12 protein-coding genes are annotated in these 12,299 nt (G+C 60.4%); 1 reads left to right on the top strand and 11 read right to left on the bottom strand.

All coding sequences use genetic code 11. The features are described from left to right. Positions 1-105: 105 nt before the first annotated feature. The 11 genes from SBC1_RS29660 to SBC1_RS29610 all read right to left on the bottom strand — a co-directional run bounded on the left by SBC1_RS29660 (position 106) and on the right by SBC1_RS29610 (position 10,557). The gene (locus tag SBC1_RS29660; RefSeq protein WP_165103342.1) at positions 106-435 is read right to left on the bottom strand and encodes a Rieske 2Fe-2S domain-containing protein; all 330 of its coding nucleotides are present in this window, start codon (positions 433-435) and stop codon (positions 106-108) included. A gap of 52 nt (positions 436-487) precedes the next feature. Beyond that, positions 488-1,552, bottom strand: coding sequence for a branched-chain amino acid ABC transporter permease (locus SBC1_RS29655; protein WP_165103338.1), 1,065 nt, complete (start codon positions 1,550-1,552; stop codon positions 488-490). A 22-nt stretch (positions 1,553-1,574) separates the two neighbouring features. Further along, positions 1,575-2,441 carry a branched-chain amino acid ABC transporter permease gene (locus SBC1_RS29650; RefSeq protein WP_165103335.1) on the bottom strand — a complete coding sequence of 289 codons (867 nt, stop codon included), beginning with the start codon at positions 2,439-2,441 and terminating at the stop codon, positions 1,575-1,577. Next, positions 2,438-3,145: an ABC transporter ATP-binding protein gene (locus tag SBC1_RS29645; RefSeq protein WP_165103332.1), complete on the bottom strand. Its 708-nt coding sequence runs from the start codon at positions 3,143-3,145 to the stop codon at positions 2,438-2,440. The genes SBC1_RS29650 and SBC1_RS29645 overlap by 4 nt, the downstream gene beginning before the upstream one ends. Positions 3,146-3,147: 2 nt before the next feature. Continuing rightward, a complete protein-coding gene (locus SBC1_RS29640; protein ID WP_165103329.1) occupies positions 3,148-3,870 on the bottom strand; it encodes an ABC transporter ATP-binding protein in 723 nt (240 codons plus the stop codon). Between the two features lie 12 nt (positions 3,871-3,882). Continuing rightward, on the bottom strand, positions 3,883-5,172 hold the full coding sequence (locus SBC1_RS29635) for an ABC transporter substrate-binding protein (protein WP_165103326.1): 1,290 nt from the start codon (positions 5,170-5,172) through the stop codon (positions 3,883-3,885). Between the two features lie 63 nt (positions 5,173-5,235). Then, positions 5,236-6,294: a maleylacetate reductase gene (locus SBC1_RS29630; protein WP_165103321.1), complete on the bottom strand. Its 1,059-nt coding sequence runs from the start codon at positions 6,292-6,294 to the stop codon at positions 5,236-5,238. A gap of 2 nt (positions 6,295-6,296) precedes the next feature. Further along, positions 6,297-7,760 carry an aldehyde dehydrogenase family protein gene (locus tag SBC1_RS29625; RefSeq protein ID WP_165103318.1) on the bottom strand — a complete coding sequence of 488 codons (1,464 nt, stop codon included), beginning with the start codon at positions 7,758-7,760 and terminating at the stop codon, positions 6,297-6,299. Positions 7,761-7,852: 92 nt separating this feature from the next. After that, the gene (locus SBC1_RS29620) at positions 7,853-8,848 is read right to left on the bottom strand and encodes a hydroxyquinol 1,2-dioxygenase (RefSeq protein WP_370469696.1); all 996 of its coding nucleotides are present in this window, start codon (positions 8,846-8,848) and stop codon (positions 7,853-7,855) included. Between the two features lie 47 nt (positions 8,849-8,895). Continuing rightward, complete coding sequence (locus SBC1_RS29615; RefSeq protein ID WP_165103315.1) at positions 8,896-9,387, bottom strand: hydroxyquinol 1,2-dioxygenase; 492 nt, start codon at positions 9,385-9,387, stop codon at positions 8,896-8,898. A 204-nt stretch (positions 9,388-9,591) separates the two neighbouring features. After that, positions 9,592-10,557, bottom strand: a complete 966-nt coding sequence (locus SBC1_RS29610; protein ID WP_165103312.1) for a LysR family transcriptional regulator — start codon at positions 10,555-10,557, stop codon at positions 9,592-9,594. A 246-nt stretch (positions 10,558-10,803) separates the two neighbouring features. Between SBC1_RS29610 and SBC1_RS29605 the strand changes: the two genes are divergently transcribed. Next, a complete protein-coding gene (locus tag SBC1_RS29605; protein ID WP_165103309.1) occupies positions 10,804-11,712 on the top strand; it encodes a LysR family transcriptional regulator in 909 nt (302 codons plus the stop codon). The last annotated feature ends 587 nt before the right edge of the window (positions 11,713-12,299 follow it).

Genomic DNA, 12,299 nt, shown 5'->3' with positions numbered 1-12,299 from the left:
GGCGAGAGGTATAGGGACACCGAGGCGTTCAAGCGTAACGAAGCGGCCGGGTCGTTGGTTAGCTTGAACGAATAGCAAGCTCTCTTGCGCGGCTAAACGAGTAGTCTATTCATCGGCAAATATTCTTCTTCCTTCGAAGCGGATAGGCACGGGTGTCAGGCGTGCGCCAAGGCACGGACCGTCAACGCACACGCCGTCGTCGAACCGGAACATCGCGCTGTGATGGGCGCACATGAGAAGCTCGCCGCCATAGGCGCAAAACGTGTTCGGTTCATAGTTCAACGGTATGGAGAAGTGCGGGCATACGTTGCGATAAGCCCACGCTGTGTCCCCTCTGCGTAGCACCACGACTTCGGTCCCTGCTTCAAGACCGCCACCGTCGGGCACGTCGTCGAGATCACAGAGGGGCACTCTGTTGCTCGCTCTTTCGTCCATGGCACCTCACTCCTTTGCAATCCGGTTCTGCGGGTCGTTCATCGCGCTTTTCTCAGTGCGCTGCGTGCCGGGGATTCGCTGATTCCTTGCGCGCGGGCAGAACCATGGTCCCTGGATCATGGAACACAACACGCCGGCCCACGGGGAAAAGCTGCAGCCCGAACCGTCGCGATACATAACCCCACAGACCTTGAGGAAAAAACATCGTGACGACGATGGCGAGCGTGCCCAGTCCGATCAAATACCAGGTCCCGAAATCCGACAGGAACTTGTTCAACAGGAAAAATATCAGCGTGCCAATGATCGGCCCTTCAAGCGTCCCCAACCCGCCAATCATCACGATGAAAATCGCAAAAGCGGTCCAGTTCACGGAGAACGCGGCGTCGGGTGAGATCCGAAGATTGCTTACAAAATAGAGCCCACCCGCGAGCGCGGCGCCGCCTGACGACACGAGATACACGCTAAACCTGGCACGTTTCACATCAACACCCTGACTGTTCGCCGCCACCGCGTTGTCGCGCATGGCAGTGAGCGCGAGGCCCCGTTTCGAGCGCAGGAAGGCGTACAGCAAGCCGATAGTGACAACCACAATTGCCAGTGCCAACCACAACGTCAGCGATTCGCGCAGTGACCTCGGTACGTCTTGTAGCGCCGTCAAGCTTGTGCCCGACCCACCACCGAGCCACGACAGGTTTGCCATAGTCAGGCGGAAGACCTCCGCGATCACCCATGTGCCTATGGCGAAGTACCCGCCCTCCAGCCGGAACGCGACCAGCGAGACCGGCACCGCGATCAGTGCGGCTATAGCGCCAGCCACCGGCACGGCTACAAAGGGCGACAAGCCGCCGTAGTTCGCGAGTATCAGCATGGCGTAACCGCCAATACCGAAATACGCCTGTTGGCCGATCGACACCATGCCGCCGTAACCTGCGAGCAGGTTCCACATCATGGCGAAGACCAGATACGCAGCAATTTGCGTGAAGTCGCGCAAGGTGTCACGGCCGGCCCAATAGGGAAAACTCGCGACCAGCACAGCGACAATCAACAGCGCAAGCACGGCCACCCTGCTCGCCCTTGTTGCGCGCCGGATTTCGAAATGTCGTTCAGAGACGTTCATGTGATTAACCTCCCGGCGCTCATCACGCGGTCTTGGGCAACAGGCCTTGCGGCCGGATCGTCAGCAGAGCCAGAAACAGCACGTGCCCCAGCCAGATGCCCCAGCCCGGGTCGATGTAAAAACCGATCTGCTGAGCAACGCCGAGTGCGACTCCGCCGAGGAACGTTCCCCAGAACGAACCCATCCCGCCGATGATCACCGCCTCGAACGCATAGAGCAGCAGCGAGGGGCCATCGGACGGAGAAACGGCCGTACGCATGGCATAAAGCGTGGCGGCAAGCGCGATCAGCACGAACGCGATGCCCATTGCGAGGGCGAACGTCCTGCGTGGCGAGACGCCCATCAGTTGCACGATCTCGCGATCGTCTGAAGTAGCGCGAAAGACCCGGCCGAGTGGCGTGCGGCCAAAGAGCCACTGCAGCCCAAGCGTGGCCGCCACCGTGACGGCAAACGTAAGAAGTGGCAGGAGTCCGAGCGCTATCCCACCGGGCAACGCGATGCTCATGGACTCAAAGCCACCGGTTGCTAGCGCGCGCGGGTCTGCGGAAAACACTTCCTGCAGCACGTTCTGAATCACGATCGAGAGGCCGAAGGTGACGACAAGCGATGGCAAGGGGTCACGGCCGCTGACCCGATTGAGCACGGCGTATTGCAGTGCATATCCCGCGCAGAACGCAATCCCGATCAACACCGGGACGGCAGCCCACAGCGGCATATGAGCCAGGTTGGTCAGCACGAACAAGACGAACACCAGCAGCACGATGAAGTCACCATGCGCGGTATTGGTCAGGCGCATGACACCGAACACCAGTGACTGACCCATTGCGAAGAGCGCATAAAGCGCCCCAAGCAGCACGCCTTGCAAGAGGATATTGAAGATTGAACTCATGACACCGCTCCGAAATAAGCTTGCGTAATAGCCTCGTCGGAAACTTCCGCCGACGCGCCCGCCAACGACACGCGGCCCTCCTGAAAGCAATAGAATCGCTTCGACACGCGTCGCGCCAGTTGCACGTCCTGCTCGACGATGATCGCGCTCATACCGTCCGCAACAATCGACGGCAGCGCTGCATAGATTTCCCTGACCACGACCGGTGCGAGACCAAGTGAAAGCTCATCGCACATGAGAAGATCTGGATTACTCATCAATGCACGACCGAGTGCCACCATCTGCTGTTGGCCACCGGACAACGCGGTTGCCGGACGGTGGCGCCGCTCCTTCAGGATGGGGAAAAGCGCATAGACCGTGTCAAGGGTCCATCGACCGGGCCGCGAAGAATATGCGCCGAGCAAGAGGTTTTCCTCAACGGACAGACTCGCGAACAGCCGCCGCCCCTCAGGCACAAGCGCGATCCCCATTCCGACAATACGTGCGGCAGCCACGCCGCCGACCGCCTCACCCTTATAAACAATCTGCTGCGCAGGCGCAGGCAACAGTCCGGCCAGCGCCTTCAGTAAGGTGGACTTCCCCGCACCGTTCGACCCAATCAGCGCAATCACCTCGCCGCGCTCGACCGTGACATCAATGCCGAAAAGCGCCTGGAAATCCCCATAAAAAGCGGTCAGGCCGTGAGTTTCAAGAATGGCCGGCATGATCAACCCTCCAGGCCAAGATAGACGCGCCTGACTTCGGGGTCGTCCATCACGGCTGCCGGGCTGCCCTGGGCAAGGTGCTTGCCAAAATGGATGACCAGTAACCGGTCGGCGACGGCGAGCAGCGCATGCACCACATGCTCGATCCATACGATCGTCACTCCCCGCTCCTTCACGCTGCGAATTTCATCGACGAGTTCGTGTGTCTCGCGCTCCGTCAGGCCACCCGCTATTTCATCAAGCAGCAGCAGTTTCGGCCGGGTCGCCAGCGCGCGAGCGAGTTCAAGACGCTTGCGGTCCAGCAGCGTAAGCGTGCCAGCCAGTTGGTCCGCACGGCGCTTGAGACCGGTGCGCTCGAGGACATCGACACACAGGTCGGCCGCTTCACGTTCCTTCAGCGCGCCGCCAAAGGTGGCGCCCACCAGCAGGTTCTCGAAGACCGTCATGCCGCCGAATGGCCGCGGCACCTGATACGACCGGCCGATGCCCGCTATACATCGGCGGTACGGCGCCAGCTTGCCGATATTGGCTCCATCGAATTCGATCGTGCCGGCGTCCGGCCGCACGTCACCACTGATGAGGTTAAATAGTGTGGTCTTGCCCGCGCCGTTCGGTCCGAGAATGCCGTAGGTCTCGCCTTGCTCGATCGCGAAGCTGATGTTGTCGGTGACCTTCAGCGCACCGTAGCTCTTCGACACACCGGTCAATCTGAGAACGCAACTCATGCTCGCCTCCCTCTAGCCAATCAACTTGAGCGGGCCTGACAGCGGCACGTTCGGCGCGAGCTGGTTGTTCACGATCGCGAGGTCGAAGCGATGCGTCTGCCCCTTGATCCACTGACCACCAACCAGCGGGGTCTTCGCCACGTTCTTCACCGGCCCGCTTCCCCATGCAACGTGACCGACGACCGTATCGAGCTTCGTCGATGCCACCGCGTCGCGAATCGCTTCGTTCGAGTCCACGTCCTTGCTACGCTTGAGCGCGTCCACCGCGATCTCAAACAGTGCGTGCGCGAACCCGATAGGCTGGGTCCATTGTTTCGATGTCGCCTTCTCGTACGCATCGGCTAACTGGCGGGCCGACTGCCCCGTCAGCGACGACTTGAACGGGTGGGAGGGCGACCACCACACTTCCGTGGAGAGACCGTCACCAAGATCGCCGAGCGCTTCTATCGAAGTGGGAAACAGGAGTGCCTTTCCGATCGAAATAACCTTCGGCTTGAAACCCTGTTGGCGCGCCTGCACGAGGAAATTCTTCGCGTCGGGCGGAATCACGACGCCCGTCACGATCTGTGCGCTGCCTTGCTTGAACGCTGCGATTTGTGCCGAGAAGTCCTGCGTCATGGATTGAAAGCGGCCGGGGTCCTTCAACGTAAAGCCCTTTTGCGCGAGTACGGGCGGGAAGCCGAGCTTGCCGTCGCCCCATGCGTTGCCGTCACCGTCGTTTGGAAAGAGTCCTCCGACCGACTTGTTGGTCTGCACCGATTGCCACATGCCGGTGTACACGGCGATCACATCTTCAAGGCCCCAGAAGAAGTGGTACGTAAAACGGAAACCCTTCTTGGGATCGCCCTTCCTGCCGAAGAACCACGGTTGCCACGGGACGACCGTGGAGACGCACGGCATCTCGTTGATCTCGCACGCGTCGCTTACGGGATTGGCCGTCTCCGGCGTACCCGAAACCAGCATGATGTCGACCTTGTCCTTCAGGATCAGATCATTCGCCACCTCGCCGGCGCGGTTCGGATTCGACTGGCTGTCCTTGACAAGGATGGTGACCGGATACTGCTTTCCGTTGATCGCAATGCCGTTTTTCAGCGCCGCCTGCATCTGTCCGATGACAAAACGATCGGCTTCGCCGAATGGTGCGAGCGGGCCAGTTTGCGGCGACACGTAGCCAATCTTCAGCGTGCGCGGACTGGCCGCGCTCGCGATGCGCGCAAACAGGGGTGAAGCCGCGACAAGCGCACCGCCCGCCGCGAGCTTCACGAAATAACGACGAGCGCCGTAGATGGAATGATCGTCCATGTTTGTCTCCTTCAGTCTTTTATGGGCTGAGCCGGCCTTCTTGCGTGCCTGGCTCAGCGCGCATCAGTTCGGGCGGCGGCCCTCGTAAGCGGCTTCGAGCAAGGCCCGCAATGCGGCACGCTCGATCGGCCTCGGATTCCAGTAGGGGTTCTTCAACGCGATATCCAGCGCCACGCCAATATCCGATTCCTTCAGGCCAATATCCTTCAATGCCGTCGGTGCACCGTTGTCACGGGCGAGATCGAACACGCCAAGCGCCGCATCCGGTGCCCCAAGCGCACGCGCGATCCGCTGCATGGCGTGCGGCGCGGCTTCGCGGTTGTACGCAAGCGCATGCGGCAACACGATGGTGTGTGTCTCGGCGTGCGGCAAGTTGAAGGTGCCACCGAGCGTGTGGCACAGCTTGTGATGCAACGCCATGCCAACGCTGCCGAGCACGGCACCGCACAGCCACGCGCCGTAGAGGCAATCGGCGCGGGCATCGAGATCATCAAGGCGGGAAACGACGCGGCCTATGCCTGCTCCCAGCGCGCGAATGCCCTCCTCCGCCATCAATCCGGTAATCGGATTTGCATCTTGCGCGTAGAGCCCCTCGGCCGCGTGCGCGATTGCGTTGATGCCGCTTGTGACGGAAAGCGAGGCTGGCAGCGACAGCGTCAGCTCAGGATCGTAGATCACCGTCTTCGGCAACACCCGCAGGTCGCGCCCGGTCTTCTTCAAGCCGGCTTCAGTGAGTCCGTAGACAGGCGTCATTTCCGAGCCTGCATACGTGGTCGGAATTGCAATAATCGGCAGGGAGGTAGTCAGTGCGATTGCCTTGCCGAGTCCGGTTGTGGACCCACCACCTATTGCCACGGCACAGTCCGCGCCCAGCTTCGCGGCGTAATCGCTGGCCTCCTGCGCGGTCTCGACAGGCACATGCATGACTGCCTTCGAAAACACGCCAACCGCCCGCGACCCGAGTCGCGCGGCGAACGCTTCGGCCTGTTCGCGCTGCTGCGGTGCGGACAGCACGATGGCTCGTTTAGCCCCCAGCAAATCGATCTCGCGCTCGAGGTGGACAATGCTGCCTGCACCAAACACCACACGCGAAGGCAAGCCCTGATAGATGAACGGGTCCATGATCAGCGCGGGTAGTAAGGCGGAATGTTGGCGTCGACGTTCACCCAGACCGACTTCGGCTGCGTGTATTCGCGCATGACTTCAAAGCCCATCTCTCGGCCATATCCGCTCGAACCCACTCCACCGAACGGTGACGCTGGGCTCACGCGCTTGTAGCAATTGATCCAGACCATGCCGCTTTTCAACTGACGTGCAAAGAGATGCGCGCGTTGCAGGTCACGTGTCCACATACCCGCACCCAGGCCGTATTCGGTGCCGTTTGCAATGGCCAAAGCCTCTTCGTCGCTCCCGAATGTGCTCACCGTGACGAACGGTCCGAATACTTCTTCCTGCGACACGCGATCAGTCGGCTTAGCGGCAACAATAGTCGGCTCTACATAACAACCGTTGGCTAGCGCGGCGCTATCCGGCGCCTTGCCGCCTGAGAGAATTCGGCCTCCCTGTTCGCGTGCGACATCGACATAAGACAGCACGCGGTCCCGATGATGGCGCGACGTCAACGGCCCCATCTCGGTGGCCGGATCGAGCGGATCGCCAATCTTGATCGAGCGCGCCAGCGCGATAAAACGCTCAAGCAGTTCGTCCGCGACCGATTCATGCACGATCAGCCGCGATGCAGCAATGCACGCCTGCCCCTGGTTATGAAAGATACCGAACGCGGAGCCTTGCACGACAGCGTCAAGATTGGCATCGGCGAATACGACGTTCGCTCCCTTGCCGCCCAGTTCGAGTTGCACCTTCTTGAGATTGCCGGCCGAGGCCTGCACGACCTTGCGCCCGACGGCGGTCGAGCCGGTGAACACCACCTTGCTGATCTCCGGGTGCTCGGCAATATATTGCCCTGCGACCTGACCCAGGCCAGGCACGATGTTGACCACGCCCGGCGGGAAACCTACCTCGGCCATCAGTTCGGCAATCGCGAGGCTGGAAAGCGGCGTGAGTTCGGCCGGCTTCATGATCACGCAATTACCCGCCGCAAGCGCGGGCGCCATCTTCCAGCTGGTGAACATCAGCGGGAAATTCCACGGCACGACCTGTCCGACCACGCCGACGGGTTCGCGCATCACATAGTTCAGAAAGCCCGCTTCAACTGGAACAACCGTCCCTTCGAACTTGTCCGCCATGCCGCCGAAATAACGGAATGTGACGGCCGTGCGCGGCACGTCGAGATTGCGTGTATCGCGAATCGGATGGCCCGTATCCAGCGATTCGAGCCGGGCCAGTTCATCGGCATTTGCTTCAATAGCGTCGGCGAGCTTGAGCAGCAGGCGGCCGCGATCCATCGGCGCCATGTTGCTCCACTTCGGAAACGCGGCTTTCGCCGCGGCGACGGCGCGGTCTATATCCGCAGGCCCGGCCATCGACACATTTGCGATTACGGAGTTGTCGTGCGGGTTGAGCGATGGCAGCGTTTCACCGCTCTCGGCGGGAACGAAGCGGCCATTGATGAATAGTTGCGTTTGCATAGTGGTCCTGCCTGATGGGAGCTGAAGACGAAGCCCTGCCCGCGACGCCGGCAAGACCGGCGTCGTTCGGGACCTGACGAAGCAAAAGGGGTTTAAAGCGGTACCGGATATGGCGGGAGTTCACCGCTCTCATAACGCTTGGGCAAATCGGGTGTCGCGTTCTCCCACACGAGCAGCATCGAACGCTTTTGCGAATAGCCCTTGTGGCGAATATCGGCAGGCATGGCCGCGATGTCGCCAGCGTTCATCGTGATACGGGCGCGGGGTTCGCCCGTGTCCTTGTCGCCGACGTCCCAGATGATCTGGTCGGAGAGTTGCAGGAACCACTCCACGCGATCGTTACCGTGAAAGACCGGCAGCACGAATTCCTCTGTGGTCGGGCAAAAGAGACTCTGCTTGCACACGGAGGTGACCGACGGATTCCAGGTAACGTCCGAGCGCGAGAGGTATTTGAAAAGACTGAACGCATGCAGCTCATGTTCGAAGCCCGGCTCGGCGTGGATCTCCGGCTCGTCCTGGCCGACATCCGCGAATTGGCGGTTGACCGGGAGGTCATCGCGCAAGGGCGAATCACCCACGAGTCCCGGCATGCGTTTCGTCGCAATGCGCGTGCGCTCGATCGCGCCAATGTTGTCACCATGCTTGATACCAAATGCGGAACCCGTTTCTTCGGGAGCGGCGAACGGATCAAACCCTTCGTTGACCCAGTCCTTCAGGATTGCCTTGAAGGTCGCCATGATCAGCGGCGTTTCGAATTGCTGCGTGTAGTCGACGCCGGCTTCCTTGAAGCTCGCGTTATACGAACCGGCATACATGTCCACGCGGCCGTAGTGATTGCGTGTGCCGATCACTTCGTCGAAATTGACCCAGCCGTAGAAAAATCCCCACGCCACGTCACGCATCATTGCGCGCAGGAAGTCGTCGGCGTGCATCTGGTGCGAACGCCTTTCTCCGTTCGACGGCCATTTGACCGTGACAAAATACGCATCGCGGCTGAATTCGAAATCGCCTAGCGTGAAAGTACGGTAACCGCTCGTTGCGTCCGGGTCGGTCGCGGTGACACTTTGAAAACCTGCTGACTGGTCCATGGTTTGTTCCTCGAAAATTGATCAGGTCGTTGCGACGGCTCGCGGCGTCACTGAATACAGATCTCCGCCCACTTCTCGACCGAGCAGGACCCAAGGATGGTCTGGACGAGCAGGACGCCTGTTTCACGAGCTTTGAATTGGTAAGCAGCGCCCGCTGGCAGCAGCGCTTGATGACCGCGGCGCAGACGCACATAACCCATCGGCTGGCCTGCAGGTTCACCTTCGAGACGCACGCTGCCTTCCGTGTCGGCGTTGACGAGCGGACCGTCGGAGGGCTTGATGAAAAACACGTCGATCTCGCCGTCGAGCACTACCGCGAACTCGTCGTGCGACGCGCTGAACCATGGCGAGACGCCTTCGGCACGAACAGTCTCGATCACGTATTTAAGGTTTTTGCCGACGACCACTTTTTCGTACGGTGCAGCGTGGCTGGCCACCTCGAATACATTGGACATGGCGTAATGTCCGGGTTTGCCCTTGATGATTTCGATGGTGCCCTTGCGGTAATTGCCGAGGCTGCCGAGATAGGTCTCTTGCATGTCTGTCTCCATTGCTCCGTAAAAGACGGTTGTGAACGCGTTGCCTTGGAACGAAGATTAGGGCGGCGCGCGCAACGGGGCAATGGATTGAGGTTCGCGTTTGGCGAACCATGCGTGCTCGGAAAAGACGCTAGGGAAAGTACTGAGGAGCGTACCGGGAAGCACGCCGCTCGGCGCTTGTCCCGCTTCTCCCACTTATCCCGCTCATGCGTCACCGAGCTCATCGTCGACGCTCTTCGTTTCATCATCGGGCGGCGAGATACCGAGCGCCCGGTCCCACTGCGGTTCGCGCAGGTAGCGCGCACGCAGGAACTCGACGAACGCCTTCACTTTAGTGGTCGACCTGTGGGACGCAGGATAAACCGCCGAGAGCCATAGCGGCGGTGCAGCATACTCGGGCAGTACACGTACGAGACGTCGTTCGAGCAGGTCGGCGGCTGCCACCATGGTCGGCAGATAAGCGACGCCAGCGCCGGCGCGAGCGAATTCGAGGAGCAGGTGAACGCTGTTTGTCTTGAGCACCGGATTGAGTGCGATCTCGAAACATTCACTGCCCTTCATGAGGGGCCAGTTGTCGCCCCACGGGTAATACGAATAACGCGCAAAGTCGTGCCGCACGAGGTCAAGCGGCGTTTCTATGACGGGTTCTTCCTTCAGGTAACCGGGCGCCGCGCACAGCACGCCACGCACCGGAAAGAGCTTGCGCTCGACCAGCAGGTTCGACGCGGGCGGGTAGATCTGCAATGCCAGGTCAAAACCCTCCTGCACGGGATCGATCACGCGATCGTTGACCGTGACCACGAATTCGATACGGGGATGCGCCTCGCGAAAAGCAATCAGCGCGTGCGAAAAGTGACCCAGCGCGAAACCAGGCAGCACGTGAACGTTGAGCGTCCCGCTGAGCGAGTGTGTTTCGGCGCTCGTACGACCGGACAGTTCGTGGACTTTATTGACGAGCTGGGCGCAGTCGCGATAATACGACTCTCCCACTTCGGACAAGCGCACGGCGCGCGTGGAGCGATGAAAGAGCGCGACGTTGAAATGCTCTTCAAGCTGCTTGACTCGCGATGTCACGACCGACTTTGCAACACCGAGCTGACGTGCCGCGTTTGCGAAGCTCTGCGCCTCGGCGGCGCGCACGAACGCTTCCATCGATATGAAAAGGTCCACGCTGTCTCCTGATCGTTTTGTCTGAAGCGCTATTCTCTAGTGGAGATTCTAGTTTCTTTGGCAGCCACGCGGCGGCACGTTAAGCGCTGAGCGGCGCCCACGACCTGAATTGATCTTAAAGCCCGCGCACGCAGCCGCATTCCAGTTACACACAGTCCGCAACCGATCGATTCAAATCGACGATCCAGACACACCGGATACCGCGTAAAGCGCATCCTCGGCAAGATTACAAAAGGGAAAGCTGAAATGAAGCTGTCATTCGAAGTCCTTGAAGCGCTGGACGCAATCGACCGCACTGGCACGTTCGCCGAAGCGGCCGAGTTGCTGCACCGGGTGCCGTCGTCGCTCAGCTACCTTGTCCAGAAGCTCGAAAGCGATCTCGACGTCGTGCTGTTCGATCGCACCGGCAGGCGCGCCAAGCTCACGCATGCGGGACGTGTCGTGGTCGAGGACGGCAGGCGGCTGTTGCATGCAGCAGAACAACTGGAACAACGGGCGCAACGCATCCAGGAAGGCTGGGAAGCGGAGCTGCGAATCTGTATCGACGAGATCCTGCCGCTCGATGCTTTCTGGCCTTATGTACATGCGTTCTACGACCTGAAGATGGATACGCGGCTGCGTCTGTCGAGAGAAGTGCTTGGCGGCACCTGGGACGCGCTTGTCACGCGGCGCGCGGATCTTGTGGTCGGCGCGGCCGGCGAGCCGCCGCATCTGCCTCATCTCGTGGCGCGACCGGTCGGATCGCTGCGGCATGTGTTCGTGGTCGCGCCCGATCACCCGCTTGCGGACCTGCCCGAACCGCTTGGAATAGATACCGTTGCGCGTTATCGCGGCGCGGTGATCAGCGATACATCGCGCGAGTTGAGGCCCCGGTCGGTCGCCACCGCGACCACGCAGGAATGCATCGCGCTGCCCACGCTCAGCGCCAAGCTCGCCGCACAATGCGAAGGTGTGGCCGTGGGCACCATTCCGGAGTGTCTCGCCGCGAGACCGATCGCCGAAGGCAAACTTGTAGCCAAGCGCGTGACCGGCATGCGCGAAGTCACTGACTGCTACCTCGCGTGGCGCGACGATGAAACCGGACGGGCGTTGCAATGGTGGGTCGAACAACTGGATCAGCCCGATCTGATCGATCGTTTCATAGCACGCATCTAAAGGGGGGCGCTCGCGCCGGTGGACGGGTTTTGGGTTCTGGCGGGAATGGTCGGAGGTCTATGCCGGGTTGTTAGGTTCCGGGGTTAATGGTCGGGGTCTATGCCGGGTTGCCAGGTTCCTGCGTTAGCGATCGGGGTCAGTGCCGGGTTGCCAGGTTCCTGCGTTAGCGATCGGGGTCAGTGCCGGGTTGCTGCTTTCGGACTTAGTGGTCTGCATGAGTCAGATATTCTCTTTATCGCTATTAGCCACTGTGCGTGGCCGCACGTCATTTCTTTGTCCAAAGCGACAAAGAAACGAAGCAAAGAAAACGCTTTCAGAACGAGGGCTCACAAGTGTCCACAGCGTGCAGTTCCCATTCATGGGTGCCCCAAAAGCACGGTGCTCGCCAGAGCCACGGATGTGTGAACCCCTCTTTCTCCGAACACGGATACCCACACGCTTCGCCACCAGTGACTGAACCTGCCAAAGGAACACGCCGCGCTATCCGCGAACAACCTCCCTCCAAATTTGTACGCACGTCGAACCTCGCAGCCAAACCCACGAAATAACAAAGCTCAAAAATACGTAAGGCCGTAACCCACGAAAAT

Origin of the sequence: Caballeronia sp. SBC1 (assembly GCF_011493005.1) — a bacterium.
Taxonomy (GTDB): Bacteria; Pseudomonadota; Gammaproteobacteria; order Burkholderiales; family Burkholderiaceae; genus Caballeronia.
The sequence above is the reverse complement of the archived record's forward strand: the minus strand, read 5'-3'. Positions and strand labels throughout refer to the sequence as shown.